Annotated in this window: 21 protein-coding genes; 9 read left to right on the top strand and 12 right to left on the bottom strand. The window is 68.5% G+C overall.

What is annotated here, in order from left to right:
• Window positions 1–27: 27 nt before the first annotated feature.
• The 4 genes from proB to rplU form a co-directional block, all read right to left on the bottom strand.
• Window positions 28–858, bottom strand: a complete 831-nt coding sequence (gene proB / locus MO1_RS13375) for a glutamate 5-kinase (protein ID WP_036308734.1) — start codon at window positions 856–858, stop codon at window positions 28–30.
• A complete protein-coding gene (gene obgE, locus MO1_RS13370; RefSeq protein WP_036308733.1) occupies window positions 855–2,363 on the bottom strand; it encodes a GTPase ObgE in 1,509 nt (502 codons plus the stop codon). Before obgE ends, proB begins: the two co-directional genes overlap by 4 nt.
• A gap of 92 nt (window positions 2,364–2,455) precedes the next feature.
• Window positions 2,456–2,713, bottom strand: a complete 258-nt coding sequence (gene rpmA, locus MO1_RS13365) for a 50S ribosomal protein L27 (protein WP_018186593.1) — start codon at window positions 2,711–2,713, stop codon at window positions 2,456–2,458.
• Window positions 2,714–2,734: 21 nt separating this feature from the next.
• On the bottom strand, window positions 2,735–3,043 hold the full coding sequence (gene rplU, locus MO1_RS13360) for a 50S ribosomal protein L21 (protein WP_036308731.1): 309 nt from the start codon (window positions 3,041–3,043) through the stop codon (window positions 2,735–2,737).
• 211 nt (window positions 3,044–3,254) lie between these two features.
• On the opposite strand from rplU, the gene MO1_RS13355 reads away from it, so the two are divergent.
• A complete protein-coding gene (locus MO1_RS13355; RefSeq protein WP_060916286.1) occupies window positions 3,255–3,527 on the top strand; it encodes a DUF4031 domain-containing protein in 273 nt (90 codons plus the stop codon).
• A 9-nt stretch (window positions 3,528–3,536) separates the two neighbouring features.
• On the opposite strand, the gene MO1_RS13350 is transcribed toward MO1_RS13355, so the two are convergent.
• Window positions 3,537–5,876: an Rne/Rng family ribonuclease gene (locus tag MO1_RS13350; RefSeq protein WP_060916285.1), complete on the bottom strand. Its 2,340-nt coding sequence runs from the start codon at window positions 5,874–5,876 to the stop codon at window positions 3,537–3,539.
• Window positions 5,877–6,175: 299 nt separating this feature from the next.
• On the opposite strand from MO1_RS13350, the gene MO1_RS13345 reads away from it, so the two are divergent.
• Complete coding sequence (locus tag MO1_RS13345) at window positions 6,176–6,781, top strand: vitamin K epoxide reductase family protein (protein ID WP_036308725.1); 606 nt, start codon at window positions 6,176–6,178, stop codon at window positions 6,779–6,781.
• A gap of 51 nt (window positions 6,782–6,832) precedes the next feature.
• Here MO1_RS13345 and ndk read toward each other — a convergent pair whose 3' ends face one another.
• The 4 genes from ndk to ileS are packed head-to-tail and all read right to left on the bottom strand — an operon-like array spanning window position 6,833 to window position 12,372.
• The gene (ndk, locus tag MO1_RS13340; protein WP_036308723.1) at window positions 6,833–7,249 is read right to left on the bottom strand and encodes a nucleoside-diphosphate kinase; all 417 of its coding nucleotides are present in this window, start codon (window positions 7,247–7,249) and stop codon (window positions 6,833–6,835) included.
• Window position 7,250: 1 nt separating this feature from the next.
• Complete coding sequence (locus MO1_RS13335) at window positions 7,251–7,649, bottom strand: DUF4233 domain-containing protein (protein ID WP_060916284.1); 399 nt, start codon at window positions 7,647–7,649, stop codon at window positions 7,251–7,253.
• Window positions 7,646–8,998, bottom strand: coding sequence for a bifunctional folylpolyglutamate synthase/dihydrofolate synthase (locus tag MO1_RS13330; protein WP_036308719.1), 1,353 nt, complete (start codon window positions 8,996–8,998; stop codon window positions 7,646–7,648). Before MO1_RS13330 ends, MO1_RS13335 begins: the two co-directional genes overlap by 4 nt.
• Window positions 8,995–12,372 carry an isoleucine--tRNA ligase gene (ileS, locus tag MO1_RS13325; RefSeq protein ID WP_060916283.1) on the bottom strand — a complete coding sequence of 1,126 codons (3,378 nt, stop codon included), beginning with the start codon at window positions 12,370–12,372 and terminating at the stop codon, window positions 8,995–8,997. The genes MO1_RS13330 and ileS overlap by 4 nt, the downstream gene beginning before the upstream one ends.
• A 220-nt stretch (window positions 12,373–12,592) precedes the next feature.
• Between ileS and MO1_RS13320 the strand changes: the two genes are divergently transcribed.
• Both MO1_RS13320 and MO1_RS13315 read left to right on the top strand, forming a co-directional pair.
• Complete coding sequence (locus MO1_RS13320) at window positions 12,593–13,252, top strand: hypothetical protein (RefSeq protein ID WP_060916282.1); 660 nt, start codon at window positions 12,593–12,595, stop codon at window positions 13,250–13,252.
• On the top strand, window positions 13,252–13,764 hold the full coding sequence (locus MO1_RS13315; RefSeq protein WP_060916281.1) for a GNAT family N-acetyltransferase: 513 nt from the start codon (window positions 13,252–13,254) through the stop codon (window positions 13,762–13,764). The genes MO1_RS13320 and MO1_RS13315 overlap by 1 nt, the downstream gene beginning before the upstream one ends.
• A gap of 3 nt (window positions 13,765–13,767) precedes the next feature.
• Here the strand turns inward: MO1_RS13315 and MO1_RS13310 are convergent, their stop codons facing one another.
• The gene (locus tag MO1_RS13310; protein ID WP_036308711.1) at window positions 13,768–14,181 is read right to left on the bottom strand and encodes an OsmC family protein; all 414 of its coding nucleotides are present in this window, start codon (window positions 14,179–14,181) and stop codon (window positions 13,768–13,770) included.
• A gap of 48 nt (window positions 14,182–14,229) precedes the next feature.
• On the opposite strand from MO1_RS13310, the gene MO1_RS13305 reads away from it, so the two are divergent.
• The 5 genes from MO1_RS13305 to MO1_RS13285 all read left to right on the top strand — a co-directional run bounded on the left by MO1_RS13305 (window position 14,230) and on the right by MO1_RS13285 (window position 19,536).
• A complete protein-coding gene (locus MO1_RS13305) occupies window positions 14,230–14,973 on the top strand; it encodes an ATP-binding cassette domain-containing protein (protein ID WP_036308708.1) in 744 nt (247 codons plus the stop codon).
• The gene (locus MO1_RS13300; RefSeq protein ID WP_060916280.1) at window positions 14,970–15,662 is read left to right on the top strand and encodes a methionine ABC transporter permease; all 693 of its coding nucleotides are present in this window, start codon (window positions 14,970–14,972) and stop codon (window positions 15,660–15,662) included. The genes MO1_RS13305 and MO1_RS13300 overlap by 4 nt, the downstream gene beginning before the upstream one ends.
• A 43-nt stretch (window positions 15,663–15,705) precedes the next feature.
• Entirely contained in the window at window positions 15,706–16,515 is an 810-nt protein-coding gene (locus tag MO1_RS13295) for a MetQ/NlpA family ABC transporter substrate-binding protein (RefSeq protein ID WP_036308704.1), read from the top strand.
• Between the two features lie 194 nt (window positions 16,516–16,709).
• Window positions 16,710–19,286 carry a valine--tRNA ligase gene (gene valS / locus MO1_RS13290; RefSeq protein WP_060916279.1) on the top strand — a complete coding sequence of 859 codons (2,577 nt, stop codon included), beginning with the start codon at window positions 16,710–16,712 and terminating at the stop codon, window positions 19,284–19,286.
• A 1-nt stretch (window position 19,287) separates the two neighbouring features.
• Window positions 19,288–19,536, top strand: coding sequence for a hypothetical protein (locus MO1_RS13285; protein WP_036308701.1), 249 nt, complete (start codon window positions 19,288–19,290; stop codon window positions 19,534–19,536).
• Between the two features lie 7 nt (window positions 19,537–19,543).
• Here MO1_RS13285 and MO1_RS13280 read toward each other — a convergent pair whose 3' ends face one another.
• Entirely contained in the window at window positions 19,544–19,759 is a 216-nt protein-coding gene (locus MO1_RS13280) for a hypothetical protein (protein ID WP_060916278.1), read from the bottom strand.
• Complete coding sequence (locus tag MO1_RS13275) at window positions 19,756–20,358, bottom strand: ArsR/SmtB family transcription factor (RefSeq protein ID WP_060916277.1); 603 nt, start codon at window positions 20,356–20,358, stop codon at window positions 19,756–19,758. Before MO1_RS13275 ends, MO1_RS13280 begins: the two co-directional genes overlap by 4 nt.
• Between the last annotated feature and the right edge of the window lie 77 nt (window positions 20,359–20,435).

The raw sequence follows: 20,435 nt of genomic DNA, 5'->3' as shown, positions 1-20,435 counted from the left end.
GCGGGTGGGTGCCGCCGCTTCTCTCGTTCAGGCGCCGTCGACGCGCACGGGCGCCGTCGTCGAGGGCGCGATCGGCTGCGGGTTCGGAGCGAACCACGTCCCCACCTGTTCGCCGCGGAGGGCGGCGTGGACGAGGTCGGCACTCGTGACGAGCACGGCGATGCCGGCGGATGCCGCGAGGCGCGCTGCGGACGCCTTGGTCGCCGCTCCCCCGGTGCCGACGCTGTTCACGACGACCGAGCCGAACTGATACCCCGACAAGTCGTCGCCGAAGTCGACGTCGATGATGGGGGTGGCGCCCGGCTCGTCCGGCGGGCGCGTGTAAAGGGTCTCGATGTCGCTCAGCAGAACGAGCGCGTCAGCTCCGACGAGCTGTGCGACCAGAGCAGCCAGCCGGTCGTTGTCGCCGAAGCGGATCTCGTGGGTGGCGACGGTGTCGTTCTCGTTGACGATCGGAAGGATCCGCAGACCGAGAAGACGTTCCATCGCGCGTCGCGCGTTCGAGCGGTGCGTCGGGTTCTCAAGGTCGCCTGCCGTGAGGAGCACCTGGCCGGCGACGATGTCGAACGGCCGGAGCGCCTCCTGGTAGCGGTACACGAGCATGTTCTGACCGACGGCTGCAGCAGCCTGTTGAGTCGCGAGGTCGCTGGGACGTGCGTCGAGAAGGAGGAACGGCATCCCGGTCGCGATGGCTCCCGAGGAGACCAGCACGACCTCGGTGCCGCGGGCATGGGCCTCAGCGAGGGCGTCGACGATCGGGCCGATCTTCTCGGCGTTCTCACCGCTGATGGAGGACGAACCGACCTTGACAACCACTCGACGTGCGCCGGCGAGCCCGGCCCGGTCCTGCAGCGTCACGAGGCGTCCTCGTCCTCCCCGCGCGTGGCGGCGATGCGCTCGGACTCGAGCTCAGCGCGCGCTTCGGCCTTCGCGTCCATGCGCTCGTGATACCGGTCACGACGCTGCGAGGTGGTGCGACGCGGGTTGAGGTCGAGGCGGGGGTCGGTGCCACGGGGAGCCGTCATCAGCTCGGCAGCGGAGCCGAGTGAGGGGTGCCAGTCGAAGACGATGCCGTCGCCGGGGCCGATGACGACCGTCGAACCCGCTTCGGCGCCGGCCTTCAGCAGCCCGTCTTCGACGCCCAGCTTCTCGAGGCGGTCGGCCAGGAAGCCCACGGCTTCTTCGTTCTGGAAGTCGGTCTGCTGAACCCAGCGCACCGGCTTGTCGCCCAGGATGCGGTAGATGTTGCCGTACGTGCCGCCCTCGACGCGGATCTCGAAGTCCTTCTTCGATCCCTTCGGGCGGATGACGACGCGTTCGGGAGCGGGAGCGGCGGCAAGAGCCGCCCGGTGCTCCTCGACGACCTCACCGAGCGCGAAGGTGAGCTGACGCAGACCGTCACGGCTGACCGTGGAGATGTCGAACACGCGGAACCCGCGCGCCTCGAGCTCGGGCCGCACGAGGTCCGCCAGATCCTTCGCCTCGGGAACGTCGAGCTTGTTCAGTGCGATGAGTTGCGGACGCTCCAGCAGAGGGATCTGCCCCTCGGGTACGGGGTAGGCCGCGAGCTCGGCGAGGATGACGTCGAGGTCGCTGATCGGGTCACGGTCGGGCTCGAGGGTCGCGCAGTCGAGGACGTGCACGAGGGCCGTGCAGCGCTCGACGTGGCGGAGGAACTCGAGGCCGAGACCCTTACCCTCACTCGCACCTTCGATGAGCCCGGGGACGTCGGCGACGGTGTAGCGCGCATCCCCCGCCTGGACGACGCCGAGGTTCGGGTGGAGGGTCGTGAAGGGATAGTCGGCGATCTTGGGGCGAGCAGCAGAGATCGCAGCGATCAGGCTCGATTTGCCCGCCGAGGGGAAGCCGACGAGTGCGATGTCGGCGACGGTCTTCAGTTCGAGATGGACATCGCCTTCCCAGCCGGGCGTGCCGAGAAGAGCGAAGCCGGGCGCCTTGCGCTTCGGGTTCGCGAGCGATGCGTTGCCGAGACCGCCCTGACCGCCCGGAGCGACGACGAAGCGGATGCCGGGCGTCGCCATGTCGACGAGCGTCTCGCCGTTCTCGTCTTTGACCACGGTGCCCACGGGAACGAGGAGCTCGAGGTCTTCACCGGCGGCACCGGAGCGGTGGTCGCCCATACCGAAACCGCCGTTGCCGGCGGAGCGGTGCGGTGCGTGGTGGTACGACAGGAGCGTCGTGACCTGCGGGTCTGCGACGAGGGTGATGTCGCCGCCGTTTCCGCCATTGCCGCCGTCAGGACCGGCGAGAGGCTTGAACTTCTCTCGCTTCACGGACACGCAGCCGTTGCCGCCCTTGCCTGCGCTCAAATGCAGCGTCACGCGATCGACGAACGTCACCATGCGGTGTCTCCTGACGGGGAAGCCGACCGAGGTCGGCGGGGAAAAAGCGAGGGGCGGGCCGCAGCCCGCCCCTCGTCAAGGATTGTGTGTGGTCACTCAGCGACCGGCACGATGTTGACGACCTTGCGGCCACCCTTCGTGCCGAACTCGACCGCACCGGCGGCCAGAGCGAACAGCGTGTCGTCGCCACCGCGGCCCACGTCGGCGCCGGGGTGGAAGTGGGTGCCGCGCTGACGGACGATGATCTCGCCTGCGAGGACCTTCTGACCACCGAAGCGCTTCACGCCGAGGCGCTGGGCGTTGGAGTCACGACCGTTACGGGTGGAGCTTGCGCCCTTTTTGTGTGCCATCTCTCGTGTCCTCTCGGCTACTTACTTGATGCCGGTGATCTTGACGCGCGTGAGGTCCTGACGGTGGCCCTGGCGCTTCTTGTAGCCGGTCTTGTTCTTGAACTTCTGGATGATGATCTTCGGACCACGCTCTTCGCCGACGACCTCGGCGGTGACCTTGACCTTGGCGAGCTTGTCGGCGTCGGTCGTCACGGCGTCGCCGTCGACGAAGAGGACAGCGGGAAGCTCGATCTTGTCGCCGACCTTGGCCGACTGACGGTCGAGGACGACGATGGTGCCGACCTGAACCTTCTCCTGACGGCCACCGGCGCGCACAACTGCGTAAACCACTTCACACCTTGTTTCTTCTGTGGAGCGCACGGCTCCGATTGTCTGATGAGACTGGAAGTCTTGGTGCGGAAGCCAGGCTCTGCATCGCAACTGCCTGCGACACGTGACGCACCAAGGGACCAGAATACCCGATCCCCGCAGTGAGGGCAAAAGCACGCTCCGGCGCGTCGCCGCCGACCCGACCGGACGAGAGCCCGCTTATGATCGGCGGATGGCCATCCTCGTCGACACCGCGATGTGGCCGGCTCACGGAAGGCTGTGGGCTCATCTCGTCTCCGACAGCGATCTCGACGAGCTGCATGCCTTCGCGGCGGCCCACGGCATCCCCTCGCGAGCATTCGACCGCGATCATTACGACGTTCCGGATGAGGCGATCAACCGACTCGTTGCGGGCGGCGCCGAACAGGTCGGCGCGCACGAACTCGTCCGCCGCCTGATCGCATCGGGGTTGCGCGTCACCACCCGCGAACGCCGCGGGCGGTGACACGCGACATCAGTCCTCGGGCGTCGTCTGAACGGGCGTTCCCGTGAGGGCGGCCGTCGAGACGCGTCGTCGCGCACGGCCCTGACCCGGAGCCTTCGGCTCGGGCAGCGCCTCGAGAACGGAGTCGAGAAGGCGGTCGGCGTCGCTCTTGGGCGGTTCTGCCTTCTTGCGACGCGCGCGCTTCGGACGCTCGGTCCGCTCGGCTGGGGGCTCCTCCGCGACGACCGCGGCCGGCTCCTCGTGGGGCTGGATGGTGGATGCCGCGATCTGTGCGAGCGCGGATTTCACACCCTCGGTGATCACGTGGGTGCCGCCCGGTGCCGGCGCGGCTGCGCCGGCGGCCTGGTTCTGCGGCACGCCGCCGCCACCCTGGCGAGGACGGCGGTTGCCGCCTCCCCCGTTGCCGTTCCCGTTGCTGCTGCCGTTCTGCGGACGGTGCTTGACCACGGGGTCGTGGTGGACGATGACGCCGCGGCCGGCGCACACTTCGCACGCCTCGCTGAAGGTCTCCAGCAGGCCCAGGCCGATCTTCTTGCGGGTCATCTGCACGAGGCCGAGCGAGGTGACCTCGGCGACCTGGTGCTTCGTCCGGTCACGACTCAGGCACTCGACGAGGCGTCGCAGCACGAGATCGCGGTTGGACTCGAGCACCATGTCAATGAAGTCGACGACGATGATGCCGCCGATGTCGCGGAGGCGCAGCTGCCGCACGATCTCTTCAGCGGCCTCGAGGTTGTTCTTGGTGACGGTTTCCTCGAGGTTGCCGCCGGTACCGACGAACTTGCCCGTGTTGACGTCGACGACCGTCATCGCTTCGGTGCGGTCGATGACGAGCGAACCACCCGAGGGCAGCCAGACCTTGCGGTCGAGGGCCTTCTCGATCTGCTCGGTGACTCGGAAGACATCGAACGGGTCCTGCTCGCCCTCGTACTTCTCGATGCGCTCGAGGAGATCAGGAGCCACACCCGTGAGGTAGGACGTGATCGTCTCGTACGCCTCGTCCCCCTGGATGAGCATCTTGCGGAAGTCCTCGTTGAAGACGTCACGGACGATCTTCACGAGAAGGTCGGGCTCGGAGTGGAGCAGCGCCGGGGCCTGTCCCGTCTGCGCCTGCGTGCTGATGTGCTCCCACTGCGAGGTGAGCCGCTGCACGTCGCGCGTGAGCTGATCTTCCGTGGCGCCCTCGGCGGCAGTGCGGACGATGACGCCCGACGACTCCGGGAGCACCTCCTTGAGGATCTTCTTCAAGCGAGCGCGCTCGGTGTCGGGGAGCTTCCGCGAGATGCCGTTCATCGCGCCGCCGGGAACGTACACGAGGTACCGGCCCGGAAGGGAGATCTGGCTCGTCAGACGAGCGCCCTTGTGCCCCACGGGATCCTTCGTGACCTGCACGAGGACGCGGTCTCCGGACTTGAGTGCGAGTTCGATGCGTCGCGGCTGGTTGCCGGTCTCGACAGCATCCCAGTCGACCTCACCGGAGTACAGCACGGCGTTACGTCCACGACCGATGTCGACGAACGCGGCCTCCATGCTCGGGAGGACGTTCTGCACGCGACCGAGGTACACATTGCCGATGAGCGATGCGTCCTGGTTGCGCGCGACGTAGTGCTCGACGAGGACGTTATCCTCCAAGACGCCGATCTGGATGCGGCCACCACGGGTGCGGACGATCATGTCACGGTCGACGGACTCGCGGCGGGCGAGGAACTCGGCCTCGGTTACGACCGGGCGACGACGACCTGCCTCACGACCGTCGCGACGACGCTGCTTCTTGGCTTCGAGACGCGTCGAGCCCTTGATCCGCTGCGGCTCCGTGATGACCTCGACGGCACGGCGCCGCGGCGCCGGCTCGTCCTGCTGCTCAGGAGCGTTGCCGCCACGGCGGCGGTTGCGTCGACGTGAGCTCCCGGCCGACTCGGATGCGGACTCGTCGTGGTCGTCACGGTCGTACCGCTCCTCGCGCTCCTCGCGCGGCAGCGGGGGTAGCGCCGGAAGCTCGGGGGCGTAGAAGTGAAGGGCCGTGGACACGGCGGAGACGAACTCCTCGGGGAGGAGCCCCAGGCTCACAGCCGTCGGGATCGTCGGCTCGGCGGGCTGCTCGGGCTCCGCGGGCTGCTCCGGCCCAGAAGCGGGCGCAACCTCTGCTGCCTGCTCGGGCTCGGCCTCTGCTGCCTGCTCAGGCTCGGCGACCTGTTGAGGCTCGGACGCCTGTGCGGGCTCTGTCGCCTGCTCGTCGTGTTCGGGCTCGGCGACCTGTGCGGCTGGAGCCTGGGTCACCTGGTCGGCGGCGGCCGTCAGATCGCCGTCGATCGCTTCGGATGCTGCTGTGTCGTTCGTGTCATCTGCCATCTCTGGCCTACTCCTAGCCGACGGCCCCGCGTGCCGTCCGGCGAAAATCGGGCGGCTCCGCTCCGGTGTCGGGGGTGCCGCGAACTCATTCGGTCTGCAGCCGATCCCCGCACACTCGGCGGGGTGATGCTGCGCGGGCGCTGACCGCCCGAAGTCTTCTGTGACATCTTGGCGGCGCGGCCGCGGAGACGTCGACCCCCATTATCTCACTACCCGGGCAAGAACCGTGACCGACCCACTCCGATATGCACGGCCGGGGGCTCAGGAGAGCGATCACCCGCGGTGCGATAATCGCCCCCATGACCACGCGGACCCGCTCTCCCCGCCCGACCCTCTTCGCGATCTGGCTGATCGTCGCCGGCATCGTCGGGTGGTTCGCCGCGTTCGAACTGACCACGGAGCGCTTCCGCTTGCTCGAGAACCCGGGCGCGTCGGCATCCTGCGACATCAGCCTGCTCGTCCAGTGCGGCAAGAACCTGGAGTCTGCGCAGGGCGCGGTGTTCGGCTTCCCGAACCCGATCCTCGGCCTGACCGGCTGGATGGCGCCCATCGTCGTCGGGGCAGCTCTGCTGGCGGGAGCTCGCTTCGCGCGGTGGTTCTGGTTGCTGTTCGGAGTCGGCGTCACCGCGGCGTTCGCCTTCGTCCTGTGGCTCATCACCCAAAGCATCTTCGTGCTGGCGACGCTCTGCCCGTGGTGCATGGTGACGTGGTCCGTGACGATCCCGACCTTCTTCGCGGTCATCGTGCACCTCGTCCGGGAGGGGGCGATCCCGGCATCCGCCGCAGTCCGCCGCAAAGCGGACGGGCTCATCGCGTGGACGCCGCTCATGGCGATCGTCGCCTTCGCCGTCGTCGGCGTGATCGCCCAGGTGCGACTGGATTGGATCTCGGAGTTCACCCGCTGAGACGACGATGCGCCCGCCCCGATACCGGGACGGGCGCACTCAGGGCTGTGATCAGTCGAACCAGATCGCGAGCTCGCGGTTCGCGGATTCGACGCTGTCGCTCCCGTGCACGAGGTTCTGCTGCACGGCGAGACCCCAGTCGCGACCGAAATCGCCACGGATGGTTCCCGGCGCTGCGGACGTCGGATCGGTGGTGCCCGCGAGGGAGCGGAATCCTTCGATCACGCGGTTGCCGGCGAGGCGGATCGCCACGGACGGCCCCGACATCATGAACTCCAGCAGCGGTTCGTAGAAGGGCTTGCCCGCGTGCTCGGCATAGTGCTGCTCGAGGCGTTCGCGATCGGGCTCCACGAGGCGGATGTCGACGAGCGAGTATCCCTTTGCCTCGATGCGCGCGAGGATCGCACCGGTGAGTCCGCGCGCGACGCCGTCGGGCTTCACGAGGACGAGTGTCTGTTCGGTGGCCATGTCAGTCTCCGTTCTTCTCCGCCTCGGCGGCGAGTGTGGCGTTGCGCTCGTCGAGCGCGCCGCCCTTGATGGTGCCATACACGTACAACGCGCCGAAAACAGCGGCGGCGATGAGGAGCGCCGGCACGAGGAACGCGCCGAGCGCGATCAGCACCTGTAGCGCTCCGCCCGCGATGACACCCCAGCGGTACCGGGTGAACGCGCTGAGAACGATCATCAGGATGCCGAGGGCGACACCGGCGACGATGCCCCACCACGGCTCGATGCCGGCGGGGAGCGCTTTGAGCCCGTAGATCGAGAGACCCGCCAGGAACGCGACGATCGACTCGAAGCCCAGGATCACCGACAGAAGGGACTCCTGAGCGCCTCGCTGGCGTCGAGCTCGCGGCGTGCGGCTCATGAGCGGTACCCCGACTTCCAGTCCTCCGCCTCGGCGAGGACGACGGCCTCGCCAGCCAGGAAGACGCTTCCGGCGATGACGACCGCGCGGCGCTCGGAGTCCGCAGCCCAGGCGCGCGCCGCCTCGGCGGCCTCGGCGAGGTCGCGGTGCACAGTGACGGGGGTCTCCGTCTGCTCGACGAGGTCGGCGACGGCATCCGGCTCTTCTGCTCGGTCGGACTCGGGCGCCGTAGCGAACACGTGCGCGACAGCCGGGGCGAGCGTACCGACGATGCCGGCCACGTCCTTATCGGCGAAGGCACCGAGGACGAGTCCCCATTCGTCGAAGTCGAACGAGTCGCCGAGCGCAGCGACCAGCGAGCGCGCGCCGTGCGGGTTGTGTGCGCTGTCGACGATCACCGTGGGGGCGATTCCGACGAGCTGCAGCCGCCCCGGGGACGTGACATTGCCCAGACCGTCGGCGAGGACGTCGGCCGCGATCGCCTGCGTCCCCCCGCCGATCAGCGATTCGACCGCCGCGATCGCCAGCGCCGCGTTGTGCCCCTGGTGCGCGCCGTAGAGCGGCAGGTAGAGCTCCTCATACGTCGCGGCGAGACCCCGCAGGGTGAACAGTTGACCACCCACGGCGAGCTTCTGGTCGAGCAGGCCGAACTGCTCCCCCTCCACCGCGAGCGAAGCGCCCCGGGCACGAGCTGCCGAGGCGAGCACGCTCGTCGCAGCGGGCGTCTGCGCGGCGGAGACGGCGGCAGCTCCCTGCTTGATGATCCCCGCCTTGACGGTCGCGATCTCCCCGATGGTGTCGCCGAGCTTGTCGGCGTGGTCGATGTCGATCGGCGCGAACACGGCGACGTCGCCATCGGCCGTGTTCGTGGCATCCCACGAACCACCCATGCCGACTTCGACCACCGCGACGTCGACCGGCGCGTCGGCGAAGCAGACGAACGCGAGGACGGTGAGCAACTCGAAGAACGTGAGCGGGGGCTCGTCCTTCTGCTCGAGCTCGTCATCGACGAGGGCGACGATGGGCGCGATCTCGTCCCAGGCGTCGGCGATCGCGGCGTCGGCGATCGGCTCGCCGTCGACCGTGATCCGCTCGGTGAAGCGTTGCAGGTGAGGGCTCGTGAACAGGCCCGTCCGGAGGCCGTGCGCGCGCACGATCGACTCGGCGATCCGGCTCGTCGACGTCTTCCCGTTGGTGCCCGTCACGTGGATGACGCGGTAAGTCCGCTGCGGGTCGCCGAGGAGCTCGAGAGCGCGCCGTGTGCGTTCGACGCGCGGCTCGACCCACCGCTCCCCCTGGCGTTCCAGAAGCGCCGCGTAGACGGCATCCGCTCGTGTCCGGTCACTCATGAGGTCGCTCCGATCCGGCGGACGCCGATCGTGAAGTCGCCGGCGTTCGCGTACGTGCCGGCGGGGACGGATGCCGTGTGCTCGGGGCTCGAGCGAAGCGCCTCACCCCGCAGGGTGGAGCCGTCGGCGGTGGCGACGAGGTCGGCGACCGACAGGGTCTCCCCCGCGACGTCGGCGACATCGAAGGCCCCGGCGACAGCGTCGGCATCGGCGCGGTCGTCGAAGGTGAGCTGCAGCGCGATGCGGTCGCTCACCTCGAACCCGGCGGCCTTGCGGGCGTCCTGCACGGCGCGGATGACGTCGCGCGCGAGGCCCTCGGCCTCGAGCTCGGGTGTCGTCGTGGTGTCGAGGAGGACGAACCCGGCGCGCGGGAGGAGCGCGATCGCGGTGCCTTCGGCGACGCCGCCGGCCTCGAGCGTGAGGTCGTACTCCCCCGGCTCCAACGCGATGCCGTCGACGACGACCACGCCGTTCTCCTCGGTCCACAGACCCGCCTTGGCGCCCTTGATGACGTGCTGCACCTGCTTGCCGAGCCGCGGACCCGCGGCGCGTGCGTTGACCGCGAGGCGCTGGCTGATGCCGTACTGCTCGGCGAGGCCCTCGGTCAGCTCGACGACCTCGACGGCCTTGACGTTCAGCTCCTCGCGGACGATGTCCTCGAACTGAGCGAGCGCGTCGGCTCCGGCGACGGCGACCGTCAGCGAGGCGAGCGGTAGGCGGACGCGCTTGCCCTCCTTCTTGCGGAGGGCGTTCGCGACCGACGAGACCTCCCGGACGGTGTCCATGGCCTCGCGGATGTCGGATGCCGGGGCGAACTCGTCGGCGTCCGGCCAGTCCTCCAGGTGGACACTGCGCCCACCCGTCAAGCCCTGCCACACGCGCTCGGAGACGAGCGGGATGAGGGGCGCCGCGACGCGGGTGAGCGTCTCGAGCACCGTGTAGAGGGTGTCGAACGCCTCGGTCGTGGTGGGGTCCGCGGCATCCACCCCCACCCAGAACCGATCCCGCGAACGCCGGATGTACCAGTTCGTGAGCGCCTCGACGAAGTCGCGGAGCTTGGCCGCGGCCATCGTCGAGTCGAGCGCCTCGAGGTCGGCGGCGACGTCGCGGACGAGGTCGCCGAGCAGCGCCAGGATGTGGCGATCGAGCACGTTCGTCGAATCCGTCCGACGCGTCGCCTCGTAGCCGGTACCGTCCTGGCCGCCCGCGGCGTTCGCATAGGTCGAGAAGAAGTACCACGCGTTCCACAGCGGCAGCAGGAACTCGCGGACACCCGAGCGGATGCCCTCCTCGGTGACGACGAGATTGCCGCCGCGGAGGACGGACGAGCTCATCAGGAACCAGCGCATGGCGTCGGAGCCGTCGCGGTCGAAGACCTCGCTGACGTCCGGGTAGTTCCGGAGCGACTTCGACATCTTCTGACCGTCGCTGCCGAGGACGATGCCGTGGCAGGCGACACCCGCGAACGCCGGACGGTCGAACAGCGCCCCCGAGAGCACGTGCATGACGTAGAACCAGCCGCGCGTCTGCCCGATGTACTCGACGATGAAGTCCGCCGGCGCGTGCTCGTCGAACCAGTCGCGGTTCTCGAACGGGTAGTGCACCTGCGCGTACGGCATCGACCCGGAGTCGAACCACACGTCGAAGACATCCTCGATGCGACGCATCGTCGAGTTCCCGGTCGGGTCGTCGGGGTTGGGCCGGGTCAAGTCGTCGATGAACGGACGGTGGAGGTCGACCTCGCCCGCCTCGTTGACGGGGAGGCGACCGAAGTCGCGCTCGAGGTCGGCGAGCGATCCGTAGACGTCGACGCGCGGGTACTCGGGGTCGTCGCTCTTCCACACCGGGATGGGCGAGCCCCAGAATCGGTTGCGGCTGATCGACCAGTCGCGCGCACCTTCGAGCCACTTTCCGAACTGCCCGTGCTTGACGTTCTCGGGCGCCCAGGTGATCTGCTCGTTGAGTTCGACGAGGCGGTCCTTGATCGAGGTGACCCGGACGAACCAACTCGAGACGGCCTTGTAGATGAGGGGGTTCCGGCAGCGCCAGCAGTGCGGGTACGAGTGCTCGTAGCTCGCTTCGCGGAGCAGTCGCCCCTCACCCTTCAACAGCCGGATCAGCGGGCGGTTGGCGTCCATCCAGAGCTCGCCGGCGACGTCGGCGACCTGCGGCAGGAAACGTCCGCCGTCGTCGAGGCTCATGATGAGCGGGATGCCGGCGGCCGCCGTCACGCGCTGGTCGTCCTCACCGTAGGCCGGAGCCTGATGGACGATGCCCGTGCCGTCGGTCGTCGTGACGTAGTCGTCGACGAGGATGCGCCACGCGTTCTGCGTGCCCCAGGTCTCCTCGTCGGCGTAGTAGTCGAAGAGCCGGTCGTAGGCGACGTCGGCGAGGTCGGCCCCGCGGACGGTCTGGTCGACGGCGTCGCGGGCCTCGTCAGCCGAGGCGTAGCCGAGATCCTTCGCGTAGTTCGCGAGGAGGTCGGAGGCGAGCAGGTAGCGGTGCGATTCGCCCTCGAGCGCGTCCTCATGGACGTCGGAGGCACCGGCGGGTCCGCCGGGCAGGACCACGTACTCGATGTCGGGGCCGACGGCGAGCGCGAGGTTGGTCGGAAGGGTCCACGGGGTCGTCGTCCAGGCGAGCGCGCGGACGGCGGTGAGGCCCAGGGCTTCGGCCTTCGCCCCGACGAGCGGGAAGGTGACCGTGACGGACGGGTCCTGACGCATCTTGTAGACGTCGTCGTCCATCCGCAGCTCGTGATTGGAGAGCGGGGTCTCATCGCGCCAGCAGTACGGCAGCACGCGGTGGCCCTCGTAGGCGAGGTCCTTCTCGTACAGCTCTGCGAAGGCCCAGAGCACGGATTCCATGTACCCGGTGTCGAGCGTCTTGTAGCCCCGCTCGAAGTCGACCCAGCGCGCCTGGCGGGTGACGTAGTTCTCCCACTCCTGCGTGTACTCGAGGACGGAGGAGCGCGCCTTCGCGTTGAACGCGGCGATCCCCATGTCCTCGATCTCGCTCTTCTCGGTGATACCGAGCTGCTTCATCGCCTCGAGCTCTGCGGGGAGCCCGTGGGTGTCCCAGCCGAAGACACGGTCGACCTTCTTGCCGCGCATCGTCTGGAAACGCGGGAAGAGGTCCTTCGCGTATCCCGTGAGGAGATGGCCGTAGTGCGGCAGGCCGTTGGCGAACGGCGGGCCGTCGTAGAACACCCACTCGTCAGCGCCGTCGCGCTGCGCGATGGAGGCGCGAAACGTATCGTCCTGCTCCCAGAAGGCGAGGACGTCGCGCTCGACGTCGGGGAACCGCGGGCTCGGGACGACCGGGCTGGTCGCGTCGGCGGCGGGGCCGAAGGCGGAAGGTCGGGGGTAGGTCATGTCGCTCCTGCAGGTCTGGTCCTGCGAGGACGATCCGAGGACCGCGGTACCACCCCGCTTGGCGCAACCCGGATCCGGGTTCACCCACTCACCTGCGGCGATGACGGGCCTGCCCCGCTCGGGTCTACTGGGCGGCGGACCGCTGTTCTTCCGAGAGCTCCCCGGTGATGGCCGGATCGGTGCTGATGCGTCGATCATACCGTCGGCATAGCCTGGCGTCATGGCCCGCACCCGTATCCGTCCCGAGCCGCCCCGTATCCCGGATCCGGATCTGCCCCGCGAGTTCGCGCCGGCGACGCTGAGCCGGTCGGGCGAGTTCTCCGAGTCGCGGATCGAGCTCGACTCCGGAACGACGGACGCTGCGCACTCTCGGATCAGCGAGAGCGTCGTGGCGGCGGCATCCGTCCAGACCGTGGATGTGAGGGGCGCGATCCTCTCTGACGTCGTGGTCGACGGCCTTTCGGCTGTGGAGGTGATCGCACGGGACTCCACGTGGCGGACCGTCATCATCCGTGGCGGGCGTATCGGCACGCTGGACCTCTCCCGCGCCCGGTGCGACGGCCTCATCCTCGACGGCGTCCGCATCGATTACCTTGCGGGTGGCGCTGCCACGCTTCGCGACGTCGAGGTGACGGGATGCCGCATCGGCACACTCGACCTTCCGGGCTCCCGCGTCGAGCGCCTCCGGGTATCGGAGTCGAGTATCGACGAGTGGGATGTCCGCGAGTGGCAGACGAACGACGTCGACCTCCGGGGCGCGGAGGTGCTCTCGTTCACGGACGTCCGGATGCTGCGCGGCGTCACCGTGACCGCAGACCAGGCGATGACGCACGCGCTCGCGTTCGCGGCATCCCTCGGCATCGATGTGAGGCGCGAGTGATGAGACTGCAGACCACGCGGCTCGTCCTCCGTGACATGAGTGAGACGGACCTTCCGAACCTCCGGGAGATTTTGACGGACCCGGTCGCCATGGCCGCGTACGAGGGCCCGTTCGACGATTCCGAGTCACGGGCGTGGCTCGATCGAAACCTGCAGCGCTACGACGAGGACGGCTTCGGCCTCTGGGCGGTGGAGCTGAGGGATGCGCCCGGGCGGATGATCGGTCAGTGCGGGATCACGCGTCAGCGCCTCGAGGACGACGACATCCTCGAGGTGGGCTACCTGTTCCATCGCGCGCACTGGCACCGCGGCTTCGCCACCGAGGCGGCGACCGCGTCACGGGACTGGGCGTTCCGACAGCTCGACGCCGCGACGATCTGGGCGAAGGTCCGTGACACGAACGTCGCCTCGATGAACGTCGCGATCCGACTCGGGATGACGGTGCGCCGTCGATTCTTGACGCACTACCGCGGCGTGGACATGCCGCATCTCGGATTCGCCGTCGACCGCTGAGGCTCAGCCTGCCCATTCCTCGGCACGGATGCCGACGGTCGACGCTCCCTGCAGGAGCCGGGAGATGGGGCACCGGTCGTGAGCGGCGGTCACGAGAGTCTCGGTCTCGGCGAGCGTACGGCCTTCGGCGGAGACGAAGGCGACGACGTGGAACTCGTAGCCGCCGCGCTCAGCGGAGTCGTGGAGCTCGACCTCGACGCGGACACTCGTACGGTGGGCGCCCTTCACGATCGCCTGCAGTGTCGCGTCGAGGCAGGTCGCCCACGCGAGGGCGAGGAGCTGCTCCGGGTTGCTGCGGGAGAGATCCGCATCGGGACTGAGCGGGTTCGAGACCGCGACCTCGAGGCCGCCCTCCACCCGGGAGACTCCGGTTCCGCCGTCGTCGTTGATTGCGGCGGTCCGGTACCTGGTGCTCATGGCAGAACTATAGTTGGACGGCATCCAACAACGTCTTGAGGTCCTGTCGTGCTGCCTACTTCACCGGTCGCGCTCGCTCGCGCGGGCGTGGCGTACCCGGGCGGCGTTCAGGGCATGGCCGGCGTCGACCTGACCGTCGCCGGTGGCGAGATCCTCGGCGTCATCGGCGAAAGCGGTGCGGGCAAGAGCACTCTCCTCTCGGTGTTGACGGGTGAGGTGTCCGCCACCTCCGGCACGGTCAGCGTCCTCGGCCAGGACGTCGGACGGCTCGACCGAGCGGGCCTGCGGCGGCTGCGGCGAGACATCGGCGTCGTCTTCCAAGGCGTGCATCTCCTCTCGAACCGGACGGTGCGGCAGAACGTCGAAGTCCCCCTCGACCTCCGCCCCCGGCGCGAGCGATCCGCCGAGGCTGTCGACGACGTGCTGCGCTTCGTCGGGCTCGACCAGCGAGCGGATGCCTATCCCGCCCAGCTCAGCGGTGGTCAGCGCCAGCGCGTCGGGATCGCCCGAGCCCTCGTGACGCGCCCGCGCCTGCTGCTGTGCGATGAGCCGACCTCAGCGCTCGACGCGGCGACCGCCGGTGAGGTTCTCGACCTCCTGCGCGACGCCCGCGATCGCTTCGGAACGACGGTCGTCATCGTCACCCACGACCTCGACGTCGTGCGCGACGTCTGCGACCGGGTCGCTCTGTTCGACGACGGCAGGCTCGTCGACGTTCTCGCCATCGCCCCCGCGGCACGCCGCGAGCGGGAGTCGTACCTCGACCGCGCCCGACGGGAGCTCGGCGCATGACGGGGCAGGATGACATCCTCGCGTCGCTCGGAGCATCGCTCGTGGCGCGCGGCGACGACCTGATCGAAGCTCTCGGCGAGACCGCCTACATGCTCGGCGTCTCCCTCGCCGCGGCCGTGGTGATCGGCTTGCCCCTCGGAGCGGCGGTCTATCTGACCCGCCCCGGCGGGATCGTCCCCCAGCGCATCGTGTGGTCGATCGTGAACTTCCTCATCAACGTCATCCGCTCGTTCCCGTTCCTGCTGCTGGTCGTCTTCCTCGTCCCGGTGACCCGGGCCGTCTACGGCACCACGTTCGGCACACCCGCGGCGACCTTCTCCCTCTGCGTCGTCGCCGTGGCCGTGTACGCCCGGCTCGTCGAGCAGATCCTCCGCGAAGTGAGTCCCGGCATCCCGCGGGTCGCCCAGACCCTCGGGGCGACGGTCCCCCAGACCGTCTGGCGGTTCCTTCTGCCGGAGGCCCTCCCCGGTCTCGTCTACGCGCTCACCTCGGCGAGCATCAGCCTGCTGTCGTATTCGACCGTGCTCGGCGTCGTCGGCGGCGGCGGTATCGGCGACTTCGCGCTGCGCTACGGCTATCAGGAGTACGACGACGTGCTCATGTACTTCACGATCCTCGTCATCCTGATCATCGTCCTCGTCGTCCAGGCGGTCGGCCAACGGATCTCGGTCCGTCTCGACCACCGTTGAGCCCGGCCATCGCCGGCATCCACCCCATCCCACAAGGAGCACCATGTCCCCGCGCCGCATCACCCTCGCCGCCGCACTCACCGCTGCCGCCGTCGCCCTCCTCGCAGGCTGCGCCTCCCCTGCCGCGCCCGGCACCGGCGACGTCCAGACCCTCCGCGTCGGCGCCGTCACCTCGCCCATGACCGACATCGTCGAGGCCGCCGCCGACGAGATCGAAGACGGCTACAAGATCGACCTCGTCGAGGTCGCCGACTACGTCACGATCAACAAGATGCTCGCCGCGGGCGACATCGACGCGAACTTCTCGCAGCACAAGCCCTACATGGAGGAGTTCAACGCCGCCAACGATGCGGACCTCACCGCCGTGCAGCCGATCTACAACTTCACGATCGCGTTCTACTCGAAGACCCTCGACGACATCGCCGATCTCCCGAAAGGCGCGACCGTCGCGATCCCCAACGATGCGTCCAACACCGGCCGAGCGCTGAAGATGCTCGCCGACGCGAAGATCATCACCCTCGCCGAGGGCGTAGACCCCTACGCCGCGACCGTCGACGACATCGCCGAGAACCCGAAGGACCTGCAGTTCCTCGAACTGCAGATCAACCAGCTCAACACCGCCTACGACGAGGCCGACCTCGTGTTCCAGTGGCCGTCGCACATCGCCGCTCTCGGCCTCACCCCGCAGGACGACGGCCTCCTCACCGAACTCGACGACCGCTTCGCGCTGCAGCTCGTCGTCCCCGGCGAGGAGAAGGATGCCGCGTCGACCAAGGCCCTGGTCGATGCGTTCACGAGCGAACCGGTCCGGAAGATCATCGACGGCAACAAGACCATCGAGACCGCCTTCTGAGCCTTGCGGGTCGCTTCGCGAGGAGATGACGCGTCCCGAGGGCCGGATCCCGGCATCCGCTCCTCGGCAAACCGCATCTCTTTGCGAAGCCGCGTCGCACCTCGGTCCCGCGAGCGCCCCGGCGGTAGACTGTCTGCCACCCACACTCAGGCACGCTCACACAGTGCCGCACATATCGCTCGAGGAGCATCACCATGACGAACGCGCACATTCCCGACAAGCCCGCCCTGGAAGGCCTCGAGCAGAAGTGGGATGCCGCGTGGTCTGACGCCGGCACGTACCTGTTCGACCGTGACGCGGCCAAGGCCAAGGGCCGCGCGGGCGTCTTCTCGATCGACACGCCTCCCCCGACGGCATCCGGATCGCTCCACATCGGGCACGTGTTCAGCTACACGCACACCGACGTGAAGGTGCGCTACGAGCGCATGCGCGGCAAGACCGTGTTCTACCCGATGGGCTGGGACGACAACGGTCTGCCGACCGAACGTCGCGTGCAGAACTACTACGGCGTGCGGTGCGACACCTCGCTTCCCTACGACGCCGAGTTCACCCCGCCGTTCCGCGGTGACGCGAAGAGCCTGAAGCCGGCCGACCAGGTCCCGATCAGCCGTCGCAACTTCATCGAGCTCTGCGAGGAGCTGACCCTCGAGGACGAGAAGCAGTTCGAGGACTTGTTCCGCAAGCTCGGCCTCTCGGTCGACTGGACGCAGACCTATCGGACCATCTCCGACGACACGATCCGCACGAGCCAGCTCGCCTTCCTCCGCAACCTTGACCGTGGCGAGGCGTACCAGGCCATGGCGCCGACGCTCTGGGACATCGACTTCCGCTCCGCGATCGCGCAGGCCGAACTCGAGGACCGCGAGCAGCAGGCGTCCTACCACCGCGTCGCCTTCCACAAGAGCGACGGCTCCGGCGACATCCACATCGAGACGACCCGCCCCGAGCTGCTGGCGGCGTGCGTGGCCCTCGTCGCGAACCCCGACGACGAGCGGTACCAGCCATACTTCGGCTCGACCGTGCGCACCCCTCTGTTCGACGTCGAGGTGCCCGTCCTCGCCCACCCGCTCGCGGTGAAGGACAAGGGCACGGGCATCGCCATGATCTGTACCTTCGGCGACGTGACCGACATCATCTGGTGGCGCGAGCTCGATCTGCCGAACCGCACGATCCTCGGCCGCGACGGTCGCATCATCGACGAGGCCCCCGACGCACTGGTGACGGATGCCGCGAAGGCGGCCTATGCGGAACTCGCCGGCAAGACCGTCTTCAGCGCCAAGAAGCGTGTCGTCGAGCTCCTCGAGGAGTCCGGCGAGCTGCTCGAGGTGTCCAAGCCCTTCACCCACCCGGTGAAGTTCTATGAGAAGGGCGACCGGCCGCTCGAGATCGTCTCGACCCGCCAGTGGTACCTCCGCAACGGCGCCCGTGACGCTCAGCTGCGCGAGAAGCTCATCGAGATGGGGCGCAGCATGGGCTGGCACCCCGATTTCATGCGCGTGCGATACGAGAACTGGACCAACGGCCTGACGGGTGACTGGCTCGTGTCTCGTCAGCGCTTCTTCGGCGTGCCGATCCCGATCTGGTACGGCCTCGATGAGAACGGCGACCGCGACTACGACCGCGTCCTCACCCCCGATGCGTCCCGCCTTCCCGTCGACCCGACCACCGACGTCCCCGACGGCTACACGGAGGACCAGCGCGGCGTGCCGGGCGGCTTCGACGCCGAGCGAGACATCTTCGACACCTGGGCGACGTCCTCCCTGACCCCGCAGCTCGCCGGCGGCTGGGAGCGCGACGAGGAGCTCTGGAACCTCGTGGCCCCGTTCGATGTCCGCCCGCAGGGTCAGGACATCATCCGCACGTGGCTGTTCTCGACCATGGTGCGTTCGGTGCTCGAAGACGACCGTGCTCCGTGGACGGATGCCGCCATCTCCGGCTTCATCGTCGACCCCGACCGCAAGAAGATGTCGAAGTCGAAGGGCAACGTCGTGACGCCCGCAGACATCCTCGACACCCACGGGACGGACGCGGTGCGGTACTGGGCCGCCTCAAGCCGCCTCGGCGCCGACGCCGCCTTCGACCCGCAGAACCCGACGCAGGTGAAGATCGGTCGCCGCCTGGCGATCAAGGTCCTCAATGCGGCGAAGTTCGTGCTGTCCTTCCCCGTTCCCGAAGACGCCCGCATCACGCACGCGCTCGACGCATCGATGCTGGCGACGCTCGACCAGGTGGTCCGCGACGCCACGAAGGCATTCGACGCGTTCGATCACGCTCGCGCCCTGGAGATCACCGAGTCGTTCTTCTGGACGTTCTGCGACGACTACCTAGAACTCGTGAAGGAGCGCGCCTACAACCAGTCGGATGCCGGCCAGGCGTCGGCTGCTCTCGCCCTCCGGATGGCGCTGTCGACCCTGCTGCGGCTGCTGGCTCCCGTCCTGTCGTTCGCGGCAGAAGAAGCGTGGTCGTGGTTCGAAGAGGGCTCGGTGCACACCGCTGAGTGGCCTGAGCCCGTGGGCATCGAGGGCGACCCCGCAGTGCTCCGCACGGTCGGCGAGGCGCTCATCTCGGTGCGCCGCGCGAAGACCGAAGCGAAGGCCTCGCAGAAGACCCCCGTCGACTCGCTGACCATCGCCGGTCCGGATGCGGCCCTCGAGGCCATCCGCTCCGCAGAGGGCGACCTCGCAGCCGTGGGACGCATCGCGCAGGTGTCGTACGCGGCCGGCGACGCCGTGTCCGTCAGCGACATCGTCCTCACCCCGCAGGAGGCGTGACATGCAGCTCGGAACGCGATGGACCAGCGGTGACCAGCCGCCGGCTGCCGTGCCTGAGATCCTCCGCGAACAGATCGCGGCGGTCGACGCATCCGTCGATCAGGACCCTCTCGGTCAGCCCCGCCCGCGGTGGACGCTGACCTGGCTCGAAGGACGCCCCGTCGCCGAGCTCGACACCGGCGTCGTCGTCCGAGTCGACCGTGAGGGCGAGGTCGTCGTCGGCCATCTGGACGACGACGGCATGTCCTGACTCAGGCTCAGGCCCGGGGGTGACGAGCGACGTGCGTGAGCACGTGCGCGCGGGTCTGCTTGGCGTACTCGGTCGCGGCTGATCGTGCGGTCGATTGGTCGACGCGGCGCAGCATCCTGGCGGCGACGGCGTGTTGGACGGATGCCGCTGCACGCCACAGTGCGGCCTCGAGCCGTGTGGGCCGTGCGCTGACATCCAGCGTCGGGATCGTGATGGTGGTCATCGTCCGTCTCCGTCCTCGGGCAGTGCGAACACGTCCACGCGCACGGTGAACGGCGATCGATCGGGTTCCTGCTCGTGACCGCGTGCGCCGGCGACGACCTCGTCGACGACGGCGGACAGGCGTCGGATCATGTCCCTGGCCTGCTCGGGCGTGAGGTGGATGTGGGCGGTCGTGATGGACGAGGTGCCGTCGTCGGCGTGGTCGCCCGCAGCGATCTGCTCGCTCACGTGACGCATGAGCTGCTGCTGCCGTCTCCCCAGGAACTCATTCATGATCATCTGAGTCGCGGCTTTGCCCGATGGCGTCGCCAGGGCCTCGGGGCTGTCGAAGGAGACGGCCTTGTCGGCGCGCTCCCACCACCGTTCCCGGGCGGACCCCCGGTCCGGGATCTCACGGATGAGCTCCTGCTTCGCGAGCGCGCGCAGGTGATAGCTCGTCGCACCGGAGGACTCCCCTGTGCGCTCCGCGAGCGAACTGGCCGTCTGCGGCCCGTACTGGGACAGGATGTCGAAGAGCTGCACGCGCAGCGGATGTGCCAGCGCGCGGAGCGCACCGGCATCCAACTTGCGGTCGTCCCGCCGTGTCGGTGCCTCAGTCATATCTCCAAAGATATCTTTGCAAGCACTTCTTTGCAAGTTTTTCTTTGCACCCGAACGGTCGCGCTGAGCGGCGCAGC

Source organism: Microbacterium oleivorans NBRC 103075 (genome assembly GCF_001552475.1).
In the GTDB taxonomy this organism is placed as follows: Bacteria; Actinomycetota; Actinomycetes; order Actinomycetales; family Microbacteriaceae; genus Microbacterium; species Microbacterium oleivorans.
Note: the sequence above shows the minus strand (reverse complement) of the source record. Positions and strands in the feature narration are given on the sequence as shown.

Bases quoted from the DNA above. Each gene is read 5' to 3' on its own strand.
- MO1_RS13355 (WP_060916286.1), top strand. From the start codon at position 3,255: ATGGCCATCCTCGTCGACACCGCGATGTGGCCGGCTCACGGAAGGCTG.
- MO1_RS13285 (WP_036308701.1), top strand. From the start codon at position 19,288: ATGCAGCTCGGAACGCGATGGACCAGCGGTGACCAGCCGCCGGCTGCC.
- ileS (WP_060916283.1), bottom strand. From the start codon at position 12,372: ATGACCTACCCCCGACCTTCCGCCTTCGGCCCCGCCGCCGACGCGACC.
- MO1_RS13320 (WP_060916282.1), top strand. From the start codon at position 12,593: ATGGCCCGCACCCGTATCCGTCCCGAGCCGCCCCGTATCCCGGATCCG.
- MO1_RS13345 (WP_036308725.1), top strand. From the start codon at position 6,176: ATGACCACGCGGACCCGCTCTCCCCGCCCGACCCTCTTCGCGATCTGG.
- MO1_RS13275 (WP_060916277.1), bottom strand. From the start codon at position 20,358: ATGACTGAGGCACCGACACGGCGGGACGACCGCAAGTTGGATGCCGGT.
- MO1_RS13315 (WP_060916281.1), top strand. From the start codon at position 13,252: ATGAGACTGCAGACCACGCGGCTCGTCCTCCGTGACATGAGTGAGACG.
- rpmA (WP_018186593.1), bottom strand. From the start codon at position 2,713: ATGGCACACAAAAAGGGCGCAAGCTCCACCCGTAACGGTCGTGACTCC.
- MO1_RS13310 (WP_036308711.1), bottom strand. From the start codon at position 14,181: ATGAGCACCAGGTACCGGACCGCCGCAATCAACGACGACGGCGGAACC.
- MO1_RS13330 (WP_036308719.1), bottom strand. From the start codon at position 8,998: ATGAGTGACCGGACACGAGCGGATGCCGTCTACGCGGCGCTTCTGGAA.
- valS (WP_060916279.1), top strand. From the start codon at position 16,710: ATGACGAACGCGCACATTCCCGACAAGCCCGCCCTGGAAGGCCTCGAG.
- MO1_RS13335 (WP_060916284.1), bottom strand. From the start codon at position 7,649: ATGAGCCGCACGCCGCGAGCTCGACGCCAGCGAGGCGCTCAGGAGTCC.
- MO1_RS13295 (WP_036308704.1), top strand. From the start codon at position 15,706: ATGTCCCCGCGCCGCATCACCCTCGCCGCCGCACTCACCGCTGCCGCC.
- obgE (WP_036308733.1), bottom strand. From the start codon at position 2,363: ATGGTGACGTTCGTCGATCGCGTGACGCTGCATTTGAGCGCAGGCAAG.
- ndk (WP_036308723.1), bottom strand. From the start codon at position 7,249: ATGGCCACCGAACAGACACTCGTCCTCGTGAAGCCCGACGGCGTCGCG.
- MO1_RS13350 (WP_060916285.1), bottom strand. From the start codon at position 5,876: ATGGCAGATGACACGAACGACACAGCAGCATCCGAAGCGATCGACGGC.
- MO1_RS13300 (WP_060916280.1), top strand. From the start codon at position 14,970: ATGACGGGGCAGGATGACATCCTCGCGTCGCTCGGAGCATCGCTCGTG.
- MO1_RS13280 (WP_060916278.1), bottom strand. From the start codon at position 19,759: ATGACCACCATCACGATCCCGACGCTGGATGTCAGCGCACGGCCCACA.